General features: G+C 72.8%; 21 protein-coding genes and 1 pseudogene. 3 read left to right on the top strand and 19 right to left on the bottom strand.

Annotated features, from left to right (window positions below; genetic code table 11):
- Nucleotides 1-9: 9 nt before the first annotated feature.
- Nucleotides 10-717: a F0F1 ATP synthase subunit B family protein gene (locus tag OO60_RS45115; protein WP_051767822.1), complete on the top strand. Its 708-nt coding sequence runs from the start codon at nucleotides 10-12 to the stop codon at nucleotides 715-717.
- Between the two features lie 46 nt (nucleotides 718-763).
- Here the strand turns inward: OO60_RS45115 and OO60_RS31780 are convergent, their stop codons facing one another.
- The 18 genes and pseudogenes from OO60_RS31780 to OO60_RS31700 form a co-directional block, all read right to left on the bottom strand.
- Nucleotides 764-3,109, bottom strand: coding sequence for a phosphoketolase family protein (locus OO60_RS31780; protein ID WP_003061237.1), 2,346 nt, complete (start codon nucleotides 3,107-3,109; stop codon nucleotides 764-766).
- Nucleotides 3,106-3,999, bottom strand: a complete 894-nt coding sequence (locus tag OO60_RS31775; RefSeq protein WP_003061234.1) for a universal stress protein — start codon at nucleotides 3,997-3,999, stop codon at nucleotides 3,106-3,108. Before OO60_RS31775 ends, OO60_RS31780 begins: the two co-directional genes overlap by 4 nt.
- Complete coding sequence (locus OO60_RS31770; RefSeq protein ID WP_003061231.1) at nucleotides 3,996-4,604, bottom strand: CBS domain-containing protein; 609 nt, start codon at nucleotides 4,602-4,604, stop codon at nucleotides 3,996-3,998. The genes OO60_RS31775 and OO60_RS31770 overlap by 4 nt, the downstream gene beginning before the upstream one ends.
- 163 nt (nucleotides 4,605-4,767) lie before the next feature.
- Nucleotides 4,768-5,673: a universal stress protein gene (locus OO60_RS31765; RefSeq protein ID WP_003061228.1), complete on the bottom strand. Its 906-nt coding sequence runs from the start codon at nucleotides 5,671-5,673 to the stop codon at nucleotides 4,768-4,770.
- A gap of 50 nt (nucleotides 5,674-5,723) precedes the next feature.
- Nucleotides 5,724-6,305 carry a CBS domain-containing protein gene (locus tag OO60_RS31760; RefSeq protein ID WP_003061225.1) on the bottom strand — a complete coding sequence of 194 codons (582 nt, stop codon included), beginning with the start codon at nucleotides 6,303-6,305 and terminating at the stop codon, nucleotides 5,724-5,726.
- A 22-nt stretch (nucleotides 6,306-6,327) separates the two neighbouring features.
- The gene (locus OO60_RS31755; protein ID WP_003061222.1) at nucleotides 6,328-7,104 is read right to left on the bottom strand and encodes a universal stress protein; all 777 of its coding nucleotides are present in this window, start codon (nucleotides 7,102-7,104) and stop codon (nucleotides 6,328-6,330) included.
- Between the two features lie 165 nt (nucleotides 7,105-7,269).
- Nucleotides 7,270-7,893: a CBS domain-containing protein gene (locus OO60_RS31750; RefSeq protein ID WP_033262710.1), complete on the bottom strand. Its 624-nt coding sequence runs from the start codon at nucleotides 7,891-7,893 to the stop codon at nucleotides 7,270-7,272.
- A gap of 13 nt (nucleotides 7,894-7,906) precedes the next feature.
- Entirely contained in the window at nucleotides 7,907-8,788 is an 882-nt protein-coding gene (locus OO60_RS48465; RefSeq protein WP_063749434.1) for a universal stress protein, read from the bottom strand.
- Nucleotides 8,789-8,923: 135 nt separating this feature from the next.
- Nucleotides 8,924-11,407, bottom strand: a pseudogene (locus tag OO60_RS31745) (cation-translocating P-type ATPase); the annotation flags it as partial.
- 336 nt (nucleotides 11,408-11,743) lie between these two features.
- The gene (locus tag OO60_RS31740) at nucleotides 11,744-14,992 is read right to left on the bottom strand and encodes a CHAT domain-containing protein (RefSeq protein ID WP_033262709.1); all 3,249 of its coding nucleotides are present in this window, start codon (nucleotides 14,990-14,992) and stop codon (nucleotides 11,744-11,746) included.
- Between the two features lie 11 nt (nucleotides 14,993-15,003).
- The gene (locus OO60_RS31735) at nucleotides 15,004-16,809 is read right to left on the bottom strand and encodes a WD40 repeat domain-containing protein (protein WP_156081336.1); all 1,806 of its coding nucleotides are present in this window, start codon (nucleotides 16,807-16,809) and stop codon (nucleotides 15,004-15,006) included.
- Nucleotides 16,806-17,690 (bottom strand): hypothetical protein, encoded by an 885-nt coding sequence (locus OO60_RS31730; protein WP_033262708.1) that lies wholly within the window; start codon nucleotides 17,688-17,690, stop codon nucleotides 16,806-16,808. The genes OO60_RS31735 and OO60_RS31730 overlap by 4 nt, the downstream gene beginning before the upstream one ends.
- An 87-nt stretch (nucleotides 17,691-17,777) precedes the next feature.
- Nucleotides 17,778-18,125, bottom strand: a complete 348-nt coding sequence (locus OO60_RS31725; RefSeq protein WP_003104605.1) for a hypothetical protein — start codon at nucleotides 18,123-18,125, stop codon at nucleotides 17,778-17,780.
- Nucleotides 18,126-18,137: 12 nt separating this feature from the next.
- Nucleotides 18,138-18,599 (bottom strand): molybdopterin-binding protein, encoded by a 462-nt coding sequence (locus tag OO60_RS31720; RefSeq protein ID WP_003104608.1) that lies wholly within the window; start codon nucleotides 18,597-18,599, stop codon nucleotides 18,138-18,140.
- 130 nt (nucleotides 18,600-18,729) lie between these two features.
- Nucleotides 18,730-18,918: a TOBE domain-containing protein gene (locus OO60_RS31715; RefSeq protein WP_003104610.1), complete on the bottom strand. Its 189-nt coding sequence runs from the start codon at nucleotides 18,916-18,918 to the stop codon at nucleotides 18,730-18,732.
- Nucleotides 18,919-18,939: 21 nt separating this feature from the next.
- Nucleotides 18,940-19,605: a DUF2306 domain-containing protein gene (locus tag OO60_RS31710; RefSeq protein ID WP_003104613.1), complete on the bottom strand. Its 666-nt coding sequence runs from the start codon at nucleotides 19,603-19,605 to the stop codon at nucleotides 18,940-18,942.
- Between the two features lie 116 nt (nucleotides 19,606-19,721).
- On the bottom strand, nucleotides 19,722-20,396 hold the full coding sequence (locus OO60_RS31705) for a response regulator (protein WP_003104615.1): 675 nt from the start codon (nucleotides 20,394-20,396) through the stop codon (nucleotides 19,722-19,724).
- The gene (locus OO60_RS31700; protein WP_003104617.1) at nucleotides 20,393-21,517 is read right to left on the bottom strand and encodes a sensor histidine kinase; all 1,125 of its coding nucleotides are present in this window, start codon (nucleotides 21,515-21,517) and stop codon (nucleotides 20,393-20,395) included. Before OO60_RS31700 ends, OO60_RS31705 begins: the two co-directional genes overlap by 4 nt.
- A gap of 339 nt (nucleotides 21,518-21,856) precedes the next feature.
- Between OO60_RS31700 and OO60_RS31695 the strand changes: the two genes are divergently transcribed.
- Both OO60_RS31695 and OO60_RS31690 read left to right on the top strand, forming a co-directional pair.
- Nucleotides 21,857-22,582, top strand: a complete 726-nt coding sequence (locus tag OO60_RS31695) for an MIP/aquaporin family protein (protein ID WP_003104629.1) — start codon at nucleotides 21,857-21,859, stop codon at nucleotides 22,580-22,582.
- 254 nt (nucleotides 22,583-22,836) lie between these two features.
- Nucleotides 22,837-23,343, top strand: coding sequence for a hypothetical protein (locus tag OO60_RS31690; protein ID WP_003104630.1), 507 nt, complete (start codon nucleotides 22,837-22,839; stop codon nucleotides 23,341-23,343).
- A gap of 24 nt (nucleotides 23,344-23,367) precedes the next feature.
- Here OO60_RS31690 and OO60_RS31685 read toward each other — a convergent pair whose 3' ends face one another.
- A complete protein-coding gene (locus OO60_RS31685) occupies nucleotides 23,368-24,066 on the bottom strand; it encodes a GNAT family N-acetyltransferase (RefSeq protein WP_003104632.1) in 699 nt (232 codons plus the stop codon).
- Nucleotides 24,067-24,084: the final 18 nt, after the last annotated feature.

Here is a 24,084-nt window from a genome sequence, read left to right as displayed (position 1 = left end):
GGAGATGCCTTGAGCGGGAACCGCGACTACACCCGGGGCGACCGAGCAGCCTTGATCTCTCTGAGCGCCGGCACGTGCTACTGGCCAGGATGCCCTGAACCGATTGTCCGTGAGGTCGAAGGCACCTACAAGATCGCACTGGAGATCGCGCACATCTGCGCGTTGATAGCCGCCGGCGAGCGTTACGACCCGAGGATGACCGATGACGAGCGCAACGCCTTCGAGAACTTGATCTTCCTGTGTCACCCGCACCACCAGGTGATCGACGAAAAAGGTGCCGCGAAGAAGTGGCCCGTAGACCTGCTGCGGCAGTGGAAGACAGGTCGTGAACGCGACGGCATCCAGCAGCTGCGCGGCCTCCGGTACCTCACCGAAGACCGCCTGGCCGAAATCATCAATCTGGCGATCGAAGCCCGCGAGGACGACATCAAGCGCACTCTGGCCAGATTGGAGCAGAGTGACGTCGAGGCGGCCGCTCTTCTCAAAGAACTGCGCGCCGAGCTGAACGCAGCTCGGACCGCGAGCTCTCCGGTCAACCTCGACGCCGCCGAGCTGCTCTACCACGCAGCGACGAACCTTTCCCACCTCGGTGACAACGCGGAGGTCCTGAACAACGCCGCAGGTAAGCTCGTTGGCCTTGAGGACAGTGCGCACATGTTGAGGAATGCTGCCGAAGACATCCGGCGCGCAGTGCAAAGCATGGGGGACTACCGGTAATCCCCTGACTGACCGCCGCGGCCAGGACGGCCGCGGCGGTCAGCGCTCAGCCCTCCCAGGTCCAGTTGCGCACCTCCGGCAAATCCTCACCGTGGGTGCGGATGTAACGGCGGTGCCTGCCCTGTGCCTCCGTCATCCGCTGCCGCAGGACGCCGGCGGTCGCCGCCAGGCCGGGGATCCGGTCGAGCACGTCGATCACCAGCTGGAAGCGGTCCAGGTGGTTGAGCACCAGCATGTCGAACGGCGTGGTCGTCGTCCCGTGCTCGGTGTACCCGCGGACGTGGAGTTCGTGGTGGCCGGTGCGGCGGTAGGCCAGGCGGTGGATCAGCCACGGGTAGCCGTGGTAGGCGAAGATCACCGGGCGGTCCGGGGTGAACAGCGCGTCGTACCCCCGGTCCGAAAGGCCGTGCGGGTGCTCGGACTCGGGCTGCAGGCGCATCAGGTCCACGACGTTCACCACCCGCACGGCCAGCGACGGCAGCTCCTGCCGGAGGATCTTCGCCGCGGCCATGACTTCCAGGGTGGGAGCGTCGCCCGCGCACGCGAGGACGACGTCGGGCTCGCGGTCGGTGTGCGTGCTCGCCCACTCCCAGATGCTCACCCCCCGCGCGCAGTGCAATGCGGCCTGCTCGGCGTCGAGCCAGTTCGGCGTGTCGTTCTTCCCCGCCACCACCACGTTGACGTAGTCACGGGAACGCAGGCAGTGCGCCGCAACCTCCAGCAGCGTGTTCGTGTCCGGCGGGAAGTACACCCGCACCACCTCGGCGCTCTTGTTCGCCACGTGGTCGACGAACCCCGGGTCCTGGTGGGAGAACCCGTTGTGGTCCTGCCGCCACACGTGCGAGGTGAGCAGGTAGTTCAGCGACGCCACCGGCCGCCGCCACGGGATCTGCCGGTGCACCCGCAGCCACTTGATGTGCTGGTTGACCATCGAGTCGACGATGTGCACGAATGCCTCGTAGCACGAGAACAGCCCGTGCCGGCCCGACAGCAGGTACCCCTCCAGCCAGCCTTGGCACAGGTGCTCCGACAGCACTTCGAGCACGCGGCCGTCGCGCGCCAGGTGCTCGTCGACCGGCTCGATCGCCGCCTGCCATTCCTTGGCCGTCACGTCGTAGACCGCGTCGAGCCGGTTGGACGCCGTCTCGTCCGGGCCGAACAGGCGGAAGTTCGCCCGGTCGGCGTTGAGCGCGAAGACGTCCCGCAGGAACCGGCCCAGCACCCGGGTGGGCTCGGCCACCGTCACTCCCGGGGCCGAAACCGCGACCGCATGGGCCGAAGTGTCCGGCAGGGTGAGCGGACGCAGGAGGATGCCGCCATTGGCGTGCGGGTTCGCGCCCATCCGGCGGTCCCCCGCCGGGATCATCGCCGTGACGTCGGCGACCGGGCGGCCGGACTCGTCGAACAGCTCGGCCGGGCGGTACGACCGCAGCCAGTCCTCCAGCTGCTTCAAGTGGTCCGGGTTCGTCCGGACCTCGGCCAGCGGCACCTGGTGGGCACGCCAGGTCCCTTCCACCGGCTTGCCGTCCACAACGGACGGTCCGGTCCAGCCCTTGGGGCTGCGCAGCACGATCATCGGCCACACCCCGCGCCGCTCGGCCAGGGTCGCGATCGCCGAATCGAGCGCCGCGGCCATCGCCTGGTGCATCGACTGCGGATCGGAACCTTCGACGTAGATCGGCGAGTACCCGTAGCCGCGCAGCAAGGCGTCCAGCTCGGCCGGCGGGATCCGCGAGAGCACGGTCGGGTTGGCGATCTTGTAGCCGTTGAGGTGCAGGATCGGCAGCACCGCGCCGTCACGGGCCGGGTCAAGGAACTTGTTGGCGTGCCACGACGTCGCCAGCGGCCCGGTCTCGGCTTCGCCGTCTCCCACCACGCAGGCGACGAGCAGGCCGGGGTTGTCGAACGCGGCCCCGAAAGCGTGCGCGAGCGAGTAACCGAGCTCGCCGCCTTCGTGGATCGACCCGGGCACCTGCGGGGCCACGTGGCTCGGCACACCGCCGGGGAAGGAGAACTGCCGGAACAGCTCGGCCATCCCGGCGGCGTCCCGCGTCACCTCGGGCCACGCCTCGGTGTAGCTGCCTTCGAGCCAGGTGTTGGCCAGCAGCGCCGGGCCACCGTGGCCCGGGCCGGTGACCAGCATGGCGTTCAGGTCGTGAGCAAGGATCGCCCGGTTCAGGTGCGCGTAGACGAAGTTCAGGCCCGGTGAAGTCCCCCAATGCCCGAGCAGCCGGGGCTTGACGTGCTCCGGCCGCAGCTGCTCGCGCAGCAGCGGGTTCGCCATCAGGTAGATCTGGCCGGCCGACAGGTAGTTCGCCGCCCGCCAGAGCGCATCCACCTGGGCCAGCTCGGGTCTGCCGAGCACCGCGGGCCGGGCGTCGAGCGCGGTCACTTCGCCGGCTCCGGGCGGACCACGAGCACCGGGCACTGGGCGTGCTGGACCAGCGCCTGGCTGGTCGAACCCAGCAGCATCCCGGTGAAACCACCGTGTCCGCGGCAGCCCACGACCACCAGCTGCGCGGTTTCGCTCGCCTCGAGCAGCACGTGCCGCGGCCGGTCCCGGACCAGCTGCCGGCGGATCTCCACGTCGGGGTACTTCTCCTGCCAGCCCGCAAGCCGCTCGGTCAGCAGCCGGTTCTCCCCTTCTTCGAGGGTTTCCGGCTGAGTGAGGATGCGGGCGGTGCCGCGGGTGTCCTCGTAGGTGACGTCGTTCCAGGCGTGCACCGCGACCAGCGGAACGCCCCGCAGCGACGCTTCCTCGAACGCGACGGCGATGGCCTGCTCGCTGGTGGGGCTGCCGTCGATGCCGACCGCGACCGGACCGGCCGCCGCGTCGTGGTGGCCGCGGATGACCGCCACCGGGCAGTGGGCGTGGCTGACGACCGAAGCCGCCGTGCCCCCGAGCAGCATGTCCGCGAACCCGCCGGTCCCCGTCCGGCCGACAACGAGCATCCGGGCGTGTCGCGACTCCTCGATCAGCATCGGCACCGGCGGATCGTTGGGCAGCTCCGTGACGATGGCCAGGTCCTTGTCGACCACCGCGGCCAGAGCACGGGCCTCGGCGACGGCTCGTTCACCGTCCGCTTGAACCGCCTCGAACAGCGTCGCCGCGCCGATGCCGGTCATCCCGCCGCCGTAGTAAAGACCGGCGACCTGCAGGCCGTGCACGATCTTCAGCTGGAGGTGGCGCCGGGAGGCAAGCGCCGCCGCCCACGTGACGGCGGCCGCCGACCCGGCCGAGCCGTCGACGCCCACGGTGATCCTCGGATCGGTGGCGGTCATCGTTTCTGCTCCTCACCCGCGTAGGCGGTTTCCGCGGCGACGACCCCGGGCACGGCGAGCGCCAGCACCTGGGCGACGTGCCGGTCGGAGTCGTCGTCGAACTGGTCGGTGATGTGCACGAACCCGTCGTGGACGTCGACGTGCCAGCGGCCGCTGCCGCCGTAGACCTCCAGGCGGTGCTGGACGTCCCTGGCGATCTCGACGTCGTCCCGGGCGAGCACCCGCACGACGTCGCCGCGGGTGACGATGCCGACGACGGCCGAGCCGTCGACGATCGGCATCGCCCGGATCCGGGCGTCCACCAGAGCCTGGCACAGGTCGGCGACGTCGGTGCCGGTGCTCATCGCGGTGACGGGGGTGGTCATCAGGTCACCGACGGTCTTGCCGGCGGTGGCTTCGACGGGTTCGCGGACGTAGCGGGGGTCGGCCGGGATGCGGCCGCGGATCAGGTCGGCCTCGGTGACGATGCCGACCAGCCGGTCGTCGTCGTCCACCACCGGCAGTGCGGTGAAGCCGTGCGCGGACAGCAGCTCGGCCGCCTCCTTGGCGGACGTCCACGGGTGCACGGTGATCACCGGCGTGGTCATCAGGTCGCGTGCTCGCATCGGGAATTCCTTTCCGGTCGCCACCAATCTAGGAAGACCGGTCCCCGGCCACCGCCGTCATCGGTCACCGGTCGCGAGGACTTACGTCCCTTCGCCAGATCCAGTCCACAGTGGACGAAGTCCCGAACTGGCGCTCAACGGCCCGCAGCGCTCCGAGCGGAGTTCATTTCGTGCTCCCGCCCGGCCGCACGACCGCCACCGGGCACGGCGAATGCGCGATCAGCGCCTGGCTCGTCGAGCCGAGCAGCATGCCGGTGAACCCGCCGCGGCCGCGGCAACCGACCACGATCAGCTGCGCGGCCTCGCCGCGTTCCAGCAGCGTGCGCACCGGGCGGCCGCGGACGACCTCCAGCTCGATCGCCAGCCCCGGGTACTTGCGCTGCCAGCCGGCGAGCTGCTCGGCCATCTTGCCGCGCTCGGCGGCCTCGATCTCGGCCGCGTTCTCCTGCAGCGGGTGCGGGCGCAGCATGCCGTCGGCGAGGACGTCGCTCCAGGCGTGCACCGCGACCAGCGCCGTGTCCCGCAGCCGCGCCTCCTCGCAGGCGAACGCGATCGCGGCCTCGCTGTCCGGGGAACCGTCGGAGCCGACGACCACCGGCCCGGTGCGCGGCGGCAGCTCGTGCGGGTTCCGGCCGCGGACGACGACGATCGGGCAGTGCGCGTGCGCGGCCACCGCGACGGCGGTCGAGCCCACGAGCACGCCGGTGAACCCGCCCAGCCCCCGCGAGCCGAGCACGACCAGCTCGGCGTGCTGCGACTCCTGAACCAGCGCCGTGACCGGGCTCCATTCGCGGGCCGCGGTGACCAACTCCAGACCGGGGTGCCCGGCGAGCACGGCGGCCTTCGCATCGGCCAGCCAGCCCTCGGCCCGCTCGGCCAACCCGGCTCGCACCTGCTCATGGGTACCGAACGCGACGGGTGCCTTCACCTGCGGCAGCGCGTAGACCTGAACCAGCCGGAGCGGACGCCCGCGGCGGACGGCTTCCCCGCCTGCCCACACCGCGGCCTGCACCGCGGACGCGGAGCCGTCGATCCCGGCGACGACAGCGCCGTCAACGAACCCGGACATGGCCAGCCTCCTCGTGGATGTACCGCCGGACTCGCCCCGTTCGGGGATCTTCACGTCCGCACCGACGCTTCTTCCCCCAGCTCCACGCCGACGACGCCGCAGACCGTCTTCGCCAGCGCCGCCACGACCCGGCGCTCGGCCTCGTCGGCGAAGGCGCCGCGAATGGTCACCATCCCGCCGGTGACCGAGACCGCCCAGCGGTCGCGGTTCCCGCTGTAGTCCGTGAGCAAGGCGTTGAGGTGCGAAGCGATCGAGTCGTCCTGGCGCACCAGAGGGCTGAGCATGTCGCGGCGGCTGACGATGCCGGCGAGGACGCCCTCGTCGTCGACGACCGGAATGCTGCGGCGCCGGTCGCCCAGCATGCGCCGGGCGATCTCGCTGATGTCCGTGTCCAGCCGCACCGTCTCCGCCGGCGCGGTCATCATCGTGGCCACCAGCACGTCGGGCGCCCCACCGGTGAGGCCGCTGCGGAGCGCGTCGGCTTCGGTGAACACGCCGAGCACCGCGTCGTCCTCGTCCACCACCGGCAGCGCCGCGACGCAGTGCTCGGTGAGCAGCACGATGGCTTCGCGGACCGGCGTCGCGGGCCGGACCCGGACCACCGGCCTCGTCATGATGTCGCGTGCTTTCACGACGGCTCCTCTCCTCAGGCGTTCAGTGCACGACCGCGACCGGGCAGACCGCCCGCGAGAGCAGGGCGTTGCCGGTCGAGCCGAGGATTCCGCCGGCGACCGGGCCGCGCCCCCGCGTGCCGACGACGATCAGCCGGGCGTCCGGGGCGGCGTGTTCCAGCGCGCGGGCCGGGACCCGCTCCGGCACCACTTCGGTGCGGACCTCGAGGTCCGGGTACTCGCGGCGCCAGGCGGCGACCCGGGCCACCAGGCCGGCGTCGTCGTCCCCGGCGTGCACGACCAGCACGGGCGCCCGCGTCGCGGCCGCCTCTTCGAAGGCGAACCGCAGGGCGTGCTCGCTCGACTCGGACCGGTCGATCCCGGCGACGACCGGTCCCGTCCGCGTCGGCTGGTGCCCGGGCACCACGACGACAGGGCACGGCGCTTCGGCAGCCACGCGCAGCGCGACCGAACCGATCAGCGCGCCGCGCCAGCCACCGAGGCCGTGCGAACCGAGGACGACGAGTGCCGCGTCCACCGCCTCTTCGAGCAGCAGGTCGGCGGCGAGCCCGAGCCGCACCGCCGTCTCGACCCGCACGCCGGGCGCCTGGTCGCGGGCGATCCCGGCCGCGCGGCGCAGCCGGCGGTCGACGTGCTCCAGCAGGAGTTCGTCGTGGTCGTGGGTCTCCTCGAAGACGCAGGCGTGCAGCAGGCGCAGGATGGTATCGCGCCGCCCCGCTTCCCGCGCCGCCCAGCGGACGGCGGCCAACGACGGTGCCGAGGCATCCACCCCGGCGAGCACCGGCCGGTTTGCGGTCATGAGTTCCTCCTGCTGTCCGGGAGGTTCAGCATGGGTGGGGCGGGTACTCGCCGGTCAGGGCCCGAAGTCCCTTTCACCGGGGACCAAATCCGCCTGTCCGCGTGGCATCGCGGGCACGAACCGGTTCAAGAACGCGCGCAGCGGGACGGCCTTTCCTCGCACCGCTCAAGCCACGTCGTTCCAGACGTAGTCGAGGCGGTTGCGGATCTCCACCACTCCCGGCAGGTCGCCGATCGACCGCGTCACCGGGTCGATGTCGCTGCGCCGCTCCACGCGGCCCACCACCGTCACCACTCCGGCGCGCACCTCCACCCCGACCCGGTCGGGTCCCCAGCCCAGCTGCCGGATCCGGGCGCACACCTCGCGTTCGAGGTCCGCGTCGCCGCGCGTGAAGACACGGACCAGATCACGGCGGGACACCACGCCCGCCGGCTTTCCGTTGCGCAGCACGAACAACCGGCGGACACCGGTGCGCGCGAATTTTGCCGCCGCGACGGCCAGCGAATCATCCGCGTCGATCGTGACGACCGGGCTGGTCATCAGGTCCTTCGCCGTGCACGCCGTCGCCTTGCGCGCCAGCCTGCGGGCGCGGCGGCGGGGTTTCGGGTCGTCCCACAGGTGCGGCAGCAGGTCCGCTTCCGAGACGACGCCGACCAGCGTGCCCGTCCGGTCGATCACCCCGACCGCGCTGATCCCGTTGCCGGTCAGCAGCCCGGCGATGTCCTTGAACGGCGTCTGCGGGGAGACGGTGATCGGGTCGGCGGTCATCACCGCGGAAACCGTGGTCATGGCAGGCACTCCTTCAGGCGTTCTCGGTGCGGACGACCAGCACGGGACAGCCCGCGTGGTGCAGCAGGGCCTGGCTCGTCGAGCCGAGGACCAGCCCGGTGAAGCCACCGCGGCCGCGGCTGCCGACGACGACCAGCTGCGCGTCGCGGCTCGCGGACAGCAGGCGGTGGCGCGGCTTGTCGTGCTCGACGCGGCGTTCCACCGCCACGTCCGGGTACTTCTCCTGCCACCCGGCCAGCCGCTGGGCGAGCAGCCGCCGGCCGGAGTCCTCCAGGGACTCGCCCTGGAACGCGACATTGCCGTCGCTGAACAGCCCGGCGCCGTCGCCGTCGTGCCATATGTGGAGGGCCACGAGCGGTGCATTGCGCAGCGTTGCCTCCTCGAACGCCCAGGCGATCGCCGCTTCGCTCAGCGGGCTGCCGTCGACACCCACGACCACCGGGCCGTCGACGCTCTCCCTGCCGCGCACCACGACCACAGGGCAGTGGGCCTTGGCGGCGAGGTCGACGTCGGGAGACCCGCTGAACAGCCCGGCGATCGGGCCGACGGGCGCGCCGGTGACCAGCAGCCGGGCCCGGGCGGACATCGCGAGCAGCGCCGGGACCGGCCCGCGGGCACTGGCCTCGATGTCGACCGCCAGCCCCGGGACGGCCGCTTCGAGGGTCGCCCGCGTGTGGCGCAGCACCTCGTCGGCTTCGGCCTCCTTGACCGCCAGCCAGTCCGACGGCGGGTAGACCTTCCCGCCGAACGAGGTGTCTTCGTAGCCGTAAGCGGTGAAGACGAGCAGCGAAGCGTGCCGCCGGGCCGCTTCCCCCGCCGCCCACAGCGCCGCCGCGGCGGCCGATTCCGAGCCGTCCACGGCCACCACGATCGGCGCGTTTCCGGTTGCGCTCATGACGTTCCCTCCCGAAGGGCCAGTTCGTGAACCCGAAGGTAGGGCTCGCGAGGACGCGACCGCTGCGGTCGTTCGTCCCCGCGTCCGGTGACCTTCGGCCGCTCGCGCCGCGTACCGGCGCCACAGCAGCTTGTCCGCCTCCACCACCGCGAACGCCACCACGGCGGCACCGAGCACGCCCAGCCAGGACGACACCCCCACCGGCGCGGTGTGGAACCACGTGTTCATCGCCGGCACGTACGTCAGCAGCAGCTGCAGCCCGGCCGTCGAGCCCAGGCCCAGAACCAGCATCCGGCTGTGCCCCGGCCACGCCCGCAGCACCGGGCGGTCGAGCGAGCGGCAGCTGAGCAGGTAAGCCGCCTGGACGCCGACGAACACGTTGATCGCGGTCGTCCGGGCCTCCGCCACCGAAGCCCCCGAACCGAGGTACAGGCGATACGCGCCGAAGGCCGCCACGACCAGCAGCAGCGACACGAGCACGATCCGCCGCAGGAGGGCGCCGGTGAACAGCGGGCGTTCGGGCGGGCGCGGTGGGCGCCGCATCACGCCGTGCTCGGCCGGCTCGAACGCCATCGTCAGGCCCAGGAACACCGCCGTCGTCATGTTGATCCACAGGATCTGCACCGGCACGATCGGCAGTGTCGTGCCGAGCAGGATCGCCACCAGCACCACCATGCCCTCGCCGATGTTGGCCGGCAGCGTCCAGGCGATGAACTTGCGCAGGTTGTCGAACACGCCGCGGCCCACCCGCACGGCCGCCTCGATCGAGGCGAAGTCGTCGCCGGTCAGCACCATGTCCGCGGCTTGGCGGGCCGCGTCGGTGCCGCCCTTGCCCATCGCGACGCCGATGTCCGCGCGGCGCAGCGCCGGCGCGTCGTTCACCCCGTCGCCGGTCATGGCGACCACGTGCCCGCGCCGCTGCAACGCCCGGACCAGGTCGAGCTTCTGCCCCGGCGACACCCGCGCGAACACCTGTGTATCCGCCACCGTCTCGTCGAACTCCGCTTCCGGCAACGCGGTCAGCTCGGCGCCGGTGCGGACCCGGCCGGAAGCAAGTCCCACGGCGCCGGCGACTGCGCGGGCCGTTCCGGCGTGGTCACCGGTGATCATTTTGACGTCGATGCCCGCGCTCCGGCAGGCCGCGACCGCGGTGATCGCCTCCGGCCGCGGCGGGTCGTGCATGGCCTGCAGGCCCAGCAGGACCGGCGTGGTCCCCGGGGTGATCCGGGCGAACGCCAGCACACGCAGGCCCTGCGCGGTCAGCGATCCGTGCACCCGGTCCAGCGCGTCCCGGTCGAGCGGACGCACATCACCGCCGGGCACCATTTCGTCCTCGCAGCGGCTCGCGACCTCTTCGACCGCGCCCTTGCGGTAGGTGACTCCACTGTGGACCGTCGTCATCGTCCGGGTTTCGGACTCGAACGACACGGTGTCCGTGCGCGGCGCGGCCGCCCGGATCGCGTCCGGGTCCAGCCCCGCCGCGATCGCCGAACCGAGCAATGCGATTTCGGTGGGATCACCTTCGCCGAGCTCCGCGTCGTTGCACAGGACGCCGGCGACCAGGCACTCGCGCAGCGTTTCCCCCGCCTCGGCCACCGGAACCGGTTCGCCGGCCGCCGCCAGGGTCGTCACCGTCATCCGGTTGCGGGTCAGGGTGCCGGTCTTGTCCGTGCAGATCACCGTCGTGCCGCCGAGCGTCTCGACCGCGGGCAGGTGCCGCACGACCGCGCCGCGCCGCGACATCCGGACGACGCCGATGGCCAGCACGATCGCGACGGCGGCCGGCAGCCCCTCGGGAATGGCGCCGACGGCGAGGGCGACCACCGCGGTGAACATCTCCGGCACCGGCGTGCCCCGCAGGACGCCGAGCACGAAGGCCGCGGCCGAGACCGCGACGATCCCCACGCTCAGCTGGCGCGAAAACCGCGCGAGCTTGCGGGTGAGCGGCGTCTCGACGACCTCGGCGGTGGCTACGAGGTGCTGGATGCCGCCCAGCTGCGTGGCGCCGCCGGTCGCGGTGACCAGCCCGCGGGCCTGCCCCCTCGTCACCAGCGTTCCCGAGTACGCCGAGCCGCTGCGGTCGGCGACCGGAGCCGACGGCGGCACCACGCCGGTGCCCTTGACCACCGGCACGGACTCGCCGGTCAGTGCGGACTCGTCGACCTCGGCCTGGTGCGCTTCGGCCAGCCGGACCTCGGCGGGCACGCGGTCGCCCGCGGCGAGCTCCACGACGTCGCCCGGCACCAGCCGCGCCGCGGGGACGCGGTGCGCGACCCCGTCCCGGACGACCGTCGCCATCACCGGGACCATTTTGGACAGTGCGTCCAGCGCTCGCTGGGCGCGGGACTCCTGCACGAACCCGACGACGGCGTCGAGCAGGACGACCCCGGCGATCACGCCGGCGTCGACGTGCCCGCCGAACACCCAGGTCACCACGCCCGCCAGCAGCAGGACGTAGATGAGCGGGTTGTGGAACTGCGCCAGGAACCGCCGGACCGGTCCCGGCCCGGCGGGCACGCGCACGACGTTGTCGCCGAAGCGCGCCAACCTCGCCTCGGCCTCTTCAGTGCTCAACCCCCGCTCGGGGTCGACCCCGAGCCGCGCTGCGACGGCGGACACCGGCAGCGCGTGACACTCCGCCGTACCGGTCAGTGCTGGGGGATTCACCGCGCTGCCTCCAGGCGTTCGTCAGGAACCGGCGCGGATCAGCGCCGCACCCCACGCTTCGGCACGCTCCGGTTCACCGGGCTTCAGGCCGGCGTCGTTCGGTCCCGTGCCCACGAAGGAGCTCTCCGCCGGCACCACGAGCCGACAGCCGGGGTGCCGGTTCGTGGTGTGCCCAGCAAAGCGCGGACGGGGTAGCCGCCACCGCCGTCGAACGCCACCGGCGCCGGGGCCGTCGGTCACCGCGGTGAGGGACCATCGGCCCTGCGGCGGGCCTGATCCCCGGACCACTCAGGGGCCACTGTGCACAAGGGCGGCCCAGAGGTCCGGCCGGTCCGGGTGCTCCGCCCGCAACTCACGGGTCACCCGGTGCAAGACTGTCGCCGCGTTGTCGGCGACCGGCGTAGTCGGCAATCCGTCGTAGAACGACTGGGCCGCCGCCGTGGCGATCTCGTCCCCCAGCGGCCACAAGGTGGCCACCACGTGCCGGAACCCCGCCAGCTGGAACGCCGATGCCAGGTGCAGCACCTCATCGGCGTGGCGGACGCCGTGGTTGGCCGTCGCGCACGCCGACAGGTAGGCCAGTTCGGCCTCCTCCAGGCGCAGGGCGCCGATCTCCGGCAACCTCAGGATGCGGTCGTGGAGGAGCAGGCCGCCTTCGGCCGGGGAAAGCGGGTCCGTGATCGCGTGGCACGCGAAATGGGCCCACGTCGACTTCGTCAAGGCCGTGAGCACCTCACCGGTGACCGCGTCGTTGTCGCGCAAAGGAAATCCGGGCAGGGACTCCGCTTCGGCTGCCGCGCCGGGGAGGTCCGGGTGGCCCGGTGTGTGCCGCATTGCCACGACGAGGCCGCGGCGGCCCTGGGCCGGTGGCCTCCTGCGGGCGTCGCGCAATCCGCGCAACGACGGGACGAACGACGACACCAGTGCGTCGAGGGCGCCCGGCTCCCCCGGGTGGCCCGCCGCGTGCAGCGGCAGCAAGCCGAGTGCGCCGGTCGGCACCCACCACACCCGATGGGGTGCGCCGGACGGGGGCAACGCCTGCACCACGGGTTCGACGACCGCGTCCCACAACCACGTCAGCGTCTCCGGCACGACGCGGCGGCGGCGCAGCCGGCCGGTCAGTGACTCGTCCGCGACCGCGTCCAGCAGCGCCGCCACCCGGGCGTCCACGTCGCGCAGGCCGGGCAGCGCGACCGTGCTGGGGGCGGCGTCGGCGCGGACGAGGACCGCGTGGCCGCCCTTTCGGCCCGCGTTGACGAGCACCGCCGTGCCCACCTCCGGCCGCAGGCCGGGCTCCCGCGGTGCGGTGAGGAACTCCTCGAAGCCCGGCAGGGCGCGGATTTCGACGAGGAGAGCGTCGTAGTCCGACCACCACCGCTTCCGCTCGCCGGCCGGGAAGCCGGGCGTGCTGAGCCGCTCGCACACCCACTCGAACCGGTCGGCCACCCGGGGGTGCCGTTCGGACAGTCCGGCGAAATCGGCGCGGGTGTTCGCCTCCGCCGCCAGGAGCACCCCGCGGCCCAGTTCCGCCGTCTCGATCGCCCGCGCCGGGTCGCCGGTCGCGCAGTGCGCCGACACCGCCGCCTGGACCAGGCCGAGCCGGTCGCCCACGCGCTGCTGCCGGTCCGCCCAGCCGGCCTCCCGGGGCGGCAGGGACGGCAGCAGGGCGATCGCCGAGTCCAGGACCGGCGCCGCGACGCCCGGCTGCCCGGCGGCCAGCGCGAGCTCACCGACCGCCTGCCGGGCGGCCACCTGGTCCACCGGGGACGCCGCGCGCGACCCGGTGACGTTCCGCACGAGTTCCCGGAGCAGTTCCGGCTGCAGCGGCCCGCCGTTTTCCACGTGGGCGAGCAATGCCTCGGCGAAGATGGCGGCCAGCCGCATCCCTCCCGGGTGCTCGGTGCCGTTCGAGTCCGCGTGCCGCCACGCTCGTTCGCTCAGCTCCACGGCCGTGGTCAGGTCGGCGACGTCCCGCTCCACCCGGTACCGGTCCAGCCGGGCCTCCGCCAGCGCCGACCGGCGCCACGGCAGGTCGACGTGCTCCTCCGGCGTTCCGTCGACAGCTTGGGTGCCCAGCTCGACCGCCCGGCTCAGGTCGCCGGCGCCGAAGCGGGTGCGGTAGGCCGCGGCCAGGTCGGCGAGGCGGGCGGGCCGGGCCACGTCGGTGGCGGACACCGCGCGTTCCCCGAGCTCGATCGCGCGGTCCAGGTCCGCTCGGACCGCCGTGACCCGGTAGCGCGCGTGACAGGCGCGGCTGAGGGTCGCCGTCCACTCCGGCGGGCAGCCGTCGGTCACGAGGCGCTCGGCCAGCTCGACCGCGCGCTCCAGTTCGGCGCGGACCCCGCTGCGGGCGTGCCGGGTCAGGTGGATCGCGGCGAGCGTCACCGCGGCTTCGGCCCGGCCGGGCTGGTGGGCCGGGAAGCCGCCGTGGGCCCACCGGGCCAGGGTGGTCGCGCGCTCCAGGTCCGATTCGGACCCTTCGCTCAGGTAGCGGCGATGCCGGGCCACCGCGGCCATGCGCAGCAGCTCCGGCCGGCCGGGGTCGTCGTCCCGGAGTGCGGCCAGGGCCTGCTCGCCGAGACGCACCGCGCGCTCCAGGTCCGCCCGCTCGCCGCCGTATTCGTGCTTGGCCAGGAACACCGCGGCGATCTCGGCCGCGTGCCCGGTGGCCACCTCAGGCTCGGCGGCGGCCAGCGCGGCCGCGCGCACCAGGTCCGGCAGCGAGCTGTCCCGGCGGAAGCGGCGCAGCAACGTGACGCTCAATTCGACGGCGTCCGCGCTTCGCTCGCCGTGGACCACGGCCCGGTCCAGCGCCCCGGCCTCGCCGGTCCGGTCGTAGCGGAGCCGGTAGGCCGTGGCCAGCACCCGGTCGTCCGGGTGCGCCCCCTGTTCGAGCAGGTCGATCACGCGCTGCAGATCCGGGAGATCGGCGTGCAGCGCGTAACGGCACCGGTAGGCCTCGGCCAGGCGAGCGCACGTTTCGGCCTCCGGCGCGAGTGCCACGGCTTGCTCGCCGGTCTCGATGGCCCGTTCGAGGTCGGTGCTCGAGCCGGACCGCTCGTAACGGCGCCGATGCGCGAGGCACAGCACGGACAACAGGTCCGGCCGGTCCGGTGCGGACGGCGTGACGAGCTGGATGCCCGCGTCCAGCAACGCCTCCGCCGGATTCGCCAGTGACGCCGCGAGCAGGCCGGTTCCGGCCTCCGCCTGCTCGGCCGGATCGGTGAACCGGCCGACGAGGGCTTCCAGGTCCGGTGGCACGTACCGGTGGTCGCCGGCGACGAACTCCAGGCACACCACGGCCTTCGCCAGGTCCACGGGCTCTCGCCGGGCCCGGTACCGCAGGTGGTGGAACCGCCCGAGCAGGACGTGGGCCTGGTGGAGCCGGTCGGCGAGCGGCGGCGGAGCCGTGGCGCGGTCGATCGCGCGCACGGTCCGCCACAGTGCCGCGGACTCGGTTTCCGCGTCCGGCCCGAACAGCGGGGCCCCCGGCGCCAGCCAGTCCGCTACGCGGGCGATCAGCTCGTCGATCTGCATCGGCGGCTCCTTCAGAGATCGAGCCGGAGCAGCTGCGCCGGTGCGCCGTCCCGGCGTCCCACCGCCAGCAGCAACCCGCCGTCCGGCCGGGCCGCGAGGGCGACCGCGGGCGGGAAAGCCGGCCGTCCGCTCGTCGCCGTGGCCAGCTGCGCCCCGGATTCGGCGTCCCAGACGACGGTGCGTCCGCCGTCCGTCGCCGCGACCGCCACCCGGAGGTCGGGCAGCACCGCCATCGCCACCGCCGACTCGCGCGCGGCCGGCAGGGACGACGTCCGCACGACCTCGCCGGTCAGCCCGTCCCACACCCGCACGGTGCCGCCCACCGCCACGGCGACGCGGAACGACCGGTCGGCCAGCGTCACGACGGCCACCCGCGGCCCGCGGATACCGTCGTCGTCCCGCTCGATCGTGAACCGGTGCAGCCGCTGCCCGGCCGTGACGTCCCAGACGTGCACCGACGCCGTCATGCTGTCGTCGGTCCCGGCCACGACGCACACGTGCCCGTCGGGCAGCACGGCGGTGGCGACCGAGCACACGATGTCGATGCTCGGCTCGCCGACTTCGAACGTGGCGACTTCGCGGCCGGTGTCCGGATCCCACACGCGCACCGTCGCGTCGTCGCTCCCGGTGACCAGCCGGGGGACCTCGCCGGGTGGGCAGACCCAGGCGACCGCGTTGACCGGCGAGCGGTGCGCCTCGAGCTCCCGCACCGGCAGGCCCTCCTGCACCGTCCACAGCCGGGCCAGCCCGTCCTTCCCGCCGGTGGCCAGCACGACCTGGCCGTCCCCGAGCACGACCAGCGCGACCGACAGCACCCATTCGCTGTGCCCGACCACATCGCGCAGCTGCCCGCCGTCCCGGGCGCTCCACACGCGGGCGGTGCCGTCGTGCCCGGAGGCGAGCAGCACCCGCCCGTCCGCGAGGGCGAGGAGCGCCAGGGCCTTGGACCGCAGTCCCGGGTTCTCCTCGTGCCACGCCGCCGGGGTGACGTCTTCGACGCGGGCCTCACCCGGTCCCCAGTCCCGGGGCGCGGCCGTCATGCCGCGCACGCGTCCGGGCGGCACGGAGGACGGCGTGCGGGGCCAGGTGATCCGGCTGGGCGGCGGGCCGTACAGGTACTCGTAGTCGGCTTCGGCTATCACCGTGCCGTCGTCCAGCATCCGCAGATCGTTCGGGAGCCGGGAGTCCGGATCGACCGGGATCTCGGGCAGGTCACTCGCCCGGTAGCCGAATTCCCCGTCCGCGTGGCCGTGCACCTCCTTCTCGTACGCCGCGGCCGCGGCCTCCCGGTCTGGGTAGTCGACGACGCAGTAGTCCGAGCCCGGGTCCACCGCGGTCGTCACGGCGTGCCGCTCGGCACCGGTGTCCGGCTCCGTGTACGTCACCGCCTCGATGCCGCCCCCGAACAGCGCGTGCGCCTCGGTCAGGTGGAAGGTGCGGCCGCCGTCCAGCGCGTCGAGGTACCGGTTCCAGCGGTCGTCCTTGTCCTCGCCCCAGTGCCCGAACAGGCAGTTGCCGCCGGTGTCGTAGAGCACCCGGGAGCCGTCCGGCGGACGGAGTTCCTCGAACGGCGTGCGGTCGCACGGGGTTTCGCGCCACGTCCCGCGGTGGCGGCGCATCAGGTCCTTGATCGCGTCCCAGGCCGTTCCCTTGTCCGGGAACGACCGGTCGCCGAAGCCCGTGTGGTCCACGTAGTACTCGCGTCCCCGCGTGCCGACCTGGATGTGCACCTGCTCGTCCAGCGGGCCGTGCTCGGTCAGCTTCCACTGCATGAGCGGGCTTTCTTCGGCTTCCACCGTTCCCCCAGCGAACGTCATCGTCCTTTCCGGACGATCTCGGTGATCTTCCTGCCCTGCTCGGGGGTGAGCACCCCCGGTTCGTCCGGATCGCCGACGCCGAGCGCCCGCGCGAGCGTGCGGCCGTGCAGGTCCACCGCGGCCTCGGACAGCGCACCCAGGTCGCCGATCGCGGCGCGGGCGCGCGCCCACCCGGTGACGCCGAACGCCAGCGCCGCCACCGCCGCCGGCCACCAGAAGACCGCCAGCGCCAGGTACGGCAGCGCCCACGTGCCGGTCGCGACGGCGGCCGCGAAACTCGCCTCGGCCGCGGTGATCTCCGCCCGCACGGTGTCCGGCAGCACCAGCCACAGCCGCGGCCACCCGAACGTCAGGTCCAGGCCGAACCGGGCCAGCGCGACCTGTTCCACCGCGTGCACGCGATCGCCCATCCACGTCGGACGGCCGGGTTCGGCGAGCGCGATCCGGTTGGCCTTCCCGGCGAGGCGATCCGCGGTCGCCCGGCGCTCGGGCGCTTCCCCGCTCACGGCTCGCCGCCGCCCCACCAGGTCGAGCCAGCGCCGCCGGCGCGCCCGCACCCGCCACCGCAGCAGGGGCGCCGGCCAGCGGCCGAGCCAGACCAGCCGCGTCAGGCCCGCCATGGCCTGCACGGCCAGGCCGACCCCGGCCGCGCCGAGCAGCACGACGACCAGCAGCACGAGCTGGAAGCCCACCGGGAGCCGCGAGACCGCCGCCGTGAGGGTGCCGGTCCCCTGGCGGAACCGCGACCAGTCCAGGGCGGCCCGGTGGCGCTGCCACCCGCCCACCGCCGCGACCGCCAGGAATCCCGCACCGGGCAGCACCAGGAGCGCGAGCCACCGTTCCGCCAGCTTCTTCGCCAGCTCCTCGAAGAACCTGCCCACGACCGCCGCCTCACCTCCGGACCAGCAAGCACCGCACGAGCCTAGTGGCCGGCGGCGCCGCGCCGGTGGCGTTCGCCGGAAGAGCCGTCAGCGACGGGTCATCGACCGGCCGGTGACCGCGCACCGCGGCACCGGGCCGGCCGGCACGGTGTGCGCCAGCCGGTCGCAGGCGCCGTCCGGGCACCCGAACCGCTCGTCGTCGGCGCGTCCCGGGCCCGCGCCCGGCAGTCCGGTGCTCAGACCGCGCACGACGTCCGGCCCGACGAGTTCCCGCAGCAGGTCCGTGACGGGCCGGCGGGCCCGCGCCTCGGCTTCGATGCGGGTCAGCAGGTGTTGCTCCTTCGCACCCAGTGCGAGGCACTCTTCGCGGAGTGCCGGCAGTTCCGCGCACAAGGTGCCCAGCGCCAGCCGTTCGGCGTCCAGTCCTGGCTCCATGAGTCGGAAAGGTTAGCCGTGGGCTCGGGGCAGCACGCGGTCTGCCTGCCGTTCGTCGGCTTCGACGCGGAGCAGGCACAACCGGGCCACGTCGCGGACGTACCGGCTGGCCCGCAGGTCACCGGGCATCACCAGGGTCGGGCGGGTGAGCAGCTCACCGTTGTAGCGGGTCGCCAGCAACGCCGCGCAGTGGCCGAATTCGGGGTCGATCTCCGCGAGCGACAGCACCACCCGGAACCCGTCGGCGGAGACCGCGACGACCACCACGGTCAGGCCGGACATCTTGTGCTTCGGGTCCAGCGGGAGCGGACCGTCCCGGAGCACGTCGTACAGGTGGACGCCCTGGACCTCGTGCCGCTCCCGCTTGCGGCGGGTCACGTAGTCGACGTCGAGGCGCACCAGCGCGCGGGCGCGCAGTTCGTCGATCGCGATGGTTCGCCGGGCGCCGTCGCCCGTGACCAGGAGGTCGGCCATCGTTCCACGCTAAGTCGGCGCGCGACCGGCGCGCATCCACCGTTCGGGCACAGCTCGGCCGCAACTGCGGCACGAACCGGCGGACAGGTCCGTGGAAACGGCGTTATGGTGGATCGGGAGCCGGGGCGGGTCAGCCGGTCGCCAGCGAGATCTCCGCCGACTTGACCAGCGCCACCACCGGGCTCCCCTCGGCCAGCCCCAGCTCGGCGACGGCCTCCCGGGTCGACGCGGTCAGCTCGTGGCCACCGGACAGGCGCGTCTTGACCGTCGCCGCGACGAGCCGGTGCAGAGAGCCAGGGCTGCACGCTACCGTGGGCATACGATGCGCAAAAGCATCATCTCAGGGCAGTAATGACCGCATCTGCGGATTGATCACGGCCGCGCGCGGTCGTCGGCGCAGGGCCCACTCGGCCACGACCAGGTTGATCACCCAGCCCGCGGCCATCAGCATCGCCCGGGTGACCTCGCCGGGCACGCCCACCAGCAGGGCCCACGGAACGTGCGTGAGCACCTGCGTGCCCGCGCCCAGCCCGATCGCGTACCCGCGGGTCATCCACACCCGGTGCCGCCGGACGTCGCGACGGCGGATCGCGACCGTCGCCAGGACGATCGACCCGGCCATCGCCGTGCCGAAGAGCAGGCGGAACACCATGAGGAGGTCGCCGTCGCCCGGCGGGAGCTCGTAGCCCAGCGTCATCCACAGTCCGGACAGCGCCGCGACCAGCCCGCACGGCACCAGCAGCCGTCCGGCGACCCGGTGCCAGCGGGGCCTGCGCCGGCGCAACGCCGGGACGAACTGGAAGGCGCCCAGGACACAGAAGATGCTCGCGCCGAAGATGTGCAGCACGACGGGCAGCGGCATGGCGAAGAACCGCGCGTTGTCCGCGGTGACCCGCGCACCGCCGGCCAGTTCGGCCACGCGCGCGGAACCCGCGGCCACCGGGATCGCGCTGAGCAGCAGCAGTCCCGCCGGGACGAGCCACTCCGGTTTTTTGTTCGGCAGCAAGGAAAAACCCCTCTCGGAGGTCATGTGTGGACGGCTTCGCCCAGCATGACCGCCGACGGCCCGCGGTTCATCGGTCCGAGGGCCGGACCTCGACCGGCCTCAAGTACGGCCCGGCTCTAGTACTTTCGGCGTGGCGGGGGTGCCGCGCCGCCGATGCGGCGGGTTTCGTAGGCCCAGATGGCGATCTCGACGCGGTTGCGGGCGCCGAGCTTCGCCATCAGGCTCGCGATGTGGGTCTTGACCGTGCTCAGCGTGATGTAGAGCTCCTCGGTGATCTCGCGGTTGGTGCGCCCGCGCGCCACGCTGAGCAGGACCTGCTCTTCACGGTCGGTGAGGGGTTCGACGGGCTGGTTCGGCACCCCGGTCCCCGCGAAGGCGTCGAGCAGCCGCGCGGTGACGCTGGGCGCGATCAGGGCGTCGCCGGTCGCGGCGGCGTGGACGGCTTGGGCGAGCAGCTGCGTGCCCGCGTTCTTGAGCAGGAACCCCCGTGCTCCCGCCCGCAGCGCCGCGTAGACGTACTCGTCGAGGTCGAACGTGGTGATGACGACGACGGCCATCGGGTCCTCGACGCCGGGGCCGGCCAGGCGGCGGGTGGCCTCGATGCCGTCGGTGCCGGGCATGCGGATGTCGAACAGGCACACGTCCGGGTGCAGGCGCCGCGCCAGCTCGACGGCCGCCTCCCCGTCGGCGGCCTCGCCGACGACCTCGATGTCCGGCTGGACGCCGAGCAGCATCGTCAGGCCGGTGCGGACGATCTCCTGGTCGTCGGCGACGAGCACGCGGATGGTCATGCCGCCGCCCCGCCGCGGGGCAGGACGGCGGTGACGGTCCAGCCGCGCCCCGGGTTCGGGCCCGCTTCGCAGGTCCCGCCGAGCAGGCCCGCCCGCTCGATCATCCCGGCGAGCCCGTAGCCGGGCGAGCCCGGGTGGCCGGGGTCCCCGTCGTCGCTCACGCGCAGCCGCACCGCCGTGTCGTCGGCCGTGACCCGGACCTCGATCCGGGTGACGTGCCGGGCGTGGCGCCGGGCGTTCGTGACCGATTCCTGGGCGAGGCGGTAGATCGCGCTGCCGATCGACGGTGGCAGGTCGCCGAGGTCGCCGGTGACCGTCACGTCGACGGACGGCCGGGCCCGGCTGGCGAGGTTCTCCAGGTCGGCGATCCGCGGGTTCGGGGCGAGGTCGGCCGGCTCGTCGCGGCGCAGGACGCGGACCATGGTGCGCATCTCGTCGAGGGCGCGCGCGGCTTCGGCTTCGATCAGCTGCAGCGCTTCGGCCGCGGCGTCCGGCTGCGACGGCATCATCGCGAGGCCGGCCTGGGCGCGGATCGCCATCGCCGAGACGTGGTGGGCGACCGTGTCGTGCAGGTCGCGCGCCAGCCGTTCCCGCTCGAGCAGCTTGGCCTGGTCCAGTTCCCGCAGCCGCGCCCGTGCCCGGTACCGGAACGCGGCGGCCAGCGCGACGGTCGCGAACAGCACGACCAGCCCGCCCGCCGCGTCGGCAACGCTCTTCTGCCCGAGCGCGACCGGCAGGGCGGTCTCGGGCAGCACGGTCCCCAGCCCGAGCACGATCTCGCGCCCGGAGCCCCACCGCGCCAGCGCGTACGGCAGGAGCAGCAGCCCGGCCGTCGCGTACGCCGACGGGGCGGCCCCGCCGGTCAGCAGCGTGACCACGGCCGTGGTGCCGGAGGCGACCAGGAACACCGGCAACGGCCTGGTCCGGCGCCACAGCAGGGCCGGCACCAGCGCGGCGGCGACGACCACGGACAGGACCCGCCACGGCATGTCCGGCCGGAACAGGCCTTCGAGCAGCACCGCCGTCCCGAGCACACCCAGCAGCGCCCAGTCGCGCCACACCCGCGACGGCGGATCGGGCGGCCGGGGTTCGTCCCACAGCGAGCGGAGCACGGCGTTCACCCGCTGATGGTACGAAACGACCGGCCGGCCCGGATCGCCCGGAAGTACGACCGGCGCCCCGGGCCGGCTCCGCCGCCGTTACGGCCCGCACCCTGGTCACCGGAGCGGTCTCGGGCATCGGGCGCGCCATCGCCACCGAGCCGGCCACGGCGGGATTCGACAGCTCGCACGACGGCGCGAAAAATGGTGCCGCCGAGTGAGCGACGTTGTCGCGTAAGGGATCCGTAAGACTCTTCACTGGGTTCGGCGGTATGCCGCGACGTCGGCTCGCGGCAGGTTGGAGACGCCAGCACGTCCATTGGGCCACGTCGCTGCCCCGGTAGGAGAGGACTCGTCACCGTGCACGTCGCACTGGTTCGCCGGCTGATCGCAGAACTGGCAGGCACCGCAATCTTGTGCACATTCGGTATCGGCGCAGCCGTGGCGGTCAAAGCCGCCTCGGCCGGCGGCGGTGGGCTGCTGATCGTCGCGCTGGCGCACGGTCTCGCGCTCGCCGTGGCCATCTACGCCTTCGGCGCGACATCCGGCGGCCACTTCAATCCGACCGTCACCGTCGCCCTGGCCGCGCGCGGCAGGTTTGCCTGGCGCGAGGTTCCGGGATACCTGGTGGCTCAGCTTCTCGGCGGAATCCTCGCCGCGGTACTGGTCTATGCGGCGTATACGGGCACGGCACTCGACGCGGGCCTCGGCGCGACGACCTTCGGACCGAGTGTCTCATTAGGACAGGCCATGCTCGCGGAAGCCTTGGGGGCCTTCATCTTGGTCACCGCCGTGTTCGCGCTGGCCGTCTCGCCGGACGCCCCACGCGGCGTGCACGGGCTCGGCATCGGCTTGGCGCTGGCCGCCCAGATCATGGTGTTCGGACCGCTCACCGGCGCATCGGTGAACCTGGCCCGCACCGTCGGCCCGGATGTCGTGCTGTTTCTGACGGGCCGGAGCGTGCCCTGGTCGCAGCTGGTCGTATACCTCGCCGCGCCCCTCGCGGGCGGCCTGGTCGCAGCGTTCCTGCACGACTTCGTGACACGTCGTGCACCGGCGAAAGCCGTGACCGCGAAACAGGTATGACACGCCATGACTGACAACCTTCCGCCCGAACCTGAGCCTTTGTGGGCGTACCTCGAAGCTCATCTGAATTGCGCACGCACCTGCCAGGCCGCGGCCCAAGGCTGGCTGATCGAAGGCGTGTCCGTCACCTTCTCCGTCGAGCGACCGAAGATCCGCCGCACGGCGGTAGCGCGACCGGGCACCCACCCCCTATGAATGAGGACAGCGGCCGCGCGATTTCATCGGGCTCTTCACCGACTCCCCCAGGAAACGTCATGAAACGCGGAATCGGCATCCTCGTCGTGCTCGTCACACTCGGCGCGCTGCTCGGGGCCACCCCGGCGGCCGCCACGTCCACGATCAACATCTGCGACCGGCTCAGCTGGAGCGAGACCGTCCCGCCGTACCGGACCCACATGTTCGTCGGCACCCACGTCTACGGCACCCACACCGTCGAGTACTACCTCCACTCCGAAGGCGTCGGCTCTCGTGGGTACTTCACGTCCGCCGACCGGACGATCTGCCCCTACGACCCGATCATCATCAACCCCGGTCCGGTGACCATCACGGCGACGGAACAGTACGGCCAGGACCAGTGCACCGCGCCCGGCACGTTCGCCGCGGTCGTCAACGGGAAGATCGCGTCGTACGACTTCGTCGGCCAGACCAGCACCTACTACCGCAACTACCCGGTGCCGAGCACGTTCCGGTTCTGGCACATCATTCTCCAGACCTCACCGGGTGTGTGGACCTGGTGGAACAGCGTCGTCGCGATCTGCTGACGACGCTCCGGCGGGGCATCCTCGTCAGGGCTGCTTCACCAGGATCGCGCGGGCGTAGAGGAGGTCGAAGCCCCGGCGTTGGGCGTTCTGCTGGGACTTCGACCCGGGCTGGGTCGTGATGACCGCGACGTCGCACCCCGTTGCCGCGGCATCGGCGAGCCGGGCCGAGAGCAGCGCGGACTGGATGCCCTGGCGGCGATGTGCCGGGGTGGTCGCCGCGCCGGCGAACTGCGCGATGCCGTCTGCGACGCGGAGGCCGGCGCCACCGGCGAGGACGCCGTTGCGCAGGGCCGCGTAGCGGGTCACCCCGGCGGTGGCGAAGTCGCGTTCGGCGTTCAGGTAGACCTCGCGCGGGAATTCCTCGTGCCAGGGCACGCCTTGGGTGTCGGGCCGGGCGACGGCGTCGGCCATGATTTCGAGCCAGGTTTCGAACTCGTCGTCGCCGCTGGGCCGGATTTCGATTCCGGGTGGCGCGACGCGCTGATGCCGGTCGTCGAGGGCGAGGCCGAGGACGTTCTCGAACGATTCGAGCCGGTAGCCGCGGCCGGTGAGCAGGGTGCCGATCGCGGGGTCGGCGACGTGGGCGAGTTCGATCTGCGTGGGCGCGTCGAAGGCGGCGAAGGCCTGTTCGATCTCGCCGAGTTCGCTCTCGGTCGGGACACCGCCGAAGCCGAGGCCGGCGACTTTGTTGCAGGGTGAACCGGTCTCGGCGAAGCTCGCCACGCCGCCCGCGATCGGCAG

Origin of the sequence: Amycolatopsis vancoresmycina (assembly GCF_000716785.1) — a bacterium.
GTDB lineage: Bacteria > Actinomycetota > Actinomycetes > Mycobacteriales > Pseudonocardiaceae > Amycolatopsis > Amycolatopsis vancoresmycina.
Note: the sequence above shows the minus strand (reverse complement) of the source record. Positions and strands in the feature narration are given on the sequence as shown.

Bases quoted from the DNA above. Each gene is read 5' to 3' on its own strand.
- OO60_RS31715 (WP_003104610.1), bottom strand. From the start codon at position 18,918: ATGCCCACGGTAGCGTGCAGCCCTGGCTCTCTGCACCGGCTCGTCGCG.
- OO60_RS31775 (WP_003061234.1), bottom strand. From the start codon at position 3,999: ATGACCGCCACCGATCCGAGGATCACCGTGGGCGTCGACGGCTCGGCC.
- OO60_RS31770 (WP_003061231.1), bottom strand. From the start codon at position 4,604: ATGCGAGCACGCGACCTGATGACCACGCCGGTGATCACCGTGCACCCG.
- OO60_RS31720 (WP_003104608.1), bottom strand. From the start codon at position 18,599: ATGGCCGACCTCCTGGTCACGGGCGACGGCGCCCGGCGAACCATCGCG.
- OO60_RS31725 (WP_003104605.1), bottom strand. From the start codon at position 18,125: ATGGAGCCAGGACTGGACGCCGAACGGCTGGCGCTGGGCACCTTGTGC.
- OO60_RS31750 (WP_033262710.1), bottom strand. From the start codon at position 7,893: ATGACCACGGTTTCCGCGGTGATGACCGCCGACCCGATCACCGTCTCC.
- OO60_RS31705 (WP_003104615.1), bottom strand. From the start codon at position 20,396: ATGACCATCCGCGTGCTCGTCGCCGACGACCAGGAGATCGTCCGCACC.
- OO60_RS31735 (WP_156081336.1), bottom strand. From the start codon at position 16,809: ATGACGTTCGCTGGGGGAACGGTGGAAGCCGAAGAAAGCCCGCTCATG.
- OO60_RS31740 (WP_033262709.1), bottom strand. From the start codon at position 14,992: ATGCAGATCGACGAGCTGATCGCCCGCGTAGCGGACTGGCTGGCGCCG.
- OO60_RS48465 (WP_063749434.1), bottom strand. From the start codon at position 8,788: ATGAGCGCAACCGGAAACGCGCCGATCGTGGTGGCCGTGGACGGCTCG.
- OO60_RS31690 (WP_003104630.1), top strand. From the start codon at position 22,837: ATGAAACGCGGAATCGGCATCCTCGTCGTGCTCGTCACACTCGGCGCG.
- OO60_RS31765 (WP_003061228.1), bottom strand. From the start codon at position 5,673: ATGTCCGGGTTCGTTGACGGCGCTGTCGTCGCCGGGATCGACGGCTCC.
- OO60_RS31755 (WP_003061222.1), bottom strand. From the start codon at position 7,104: ATGACCGCAAACCGGCCGGTGCTCGCCGGGGTGGATGCCTCGGCACCG.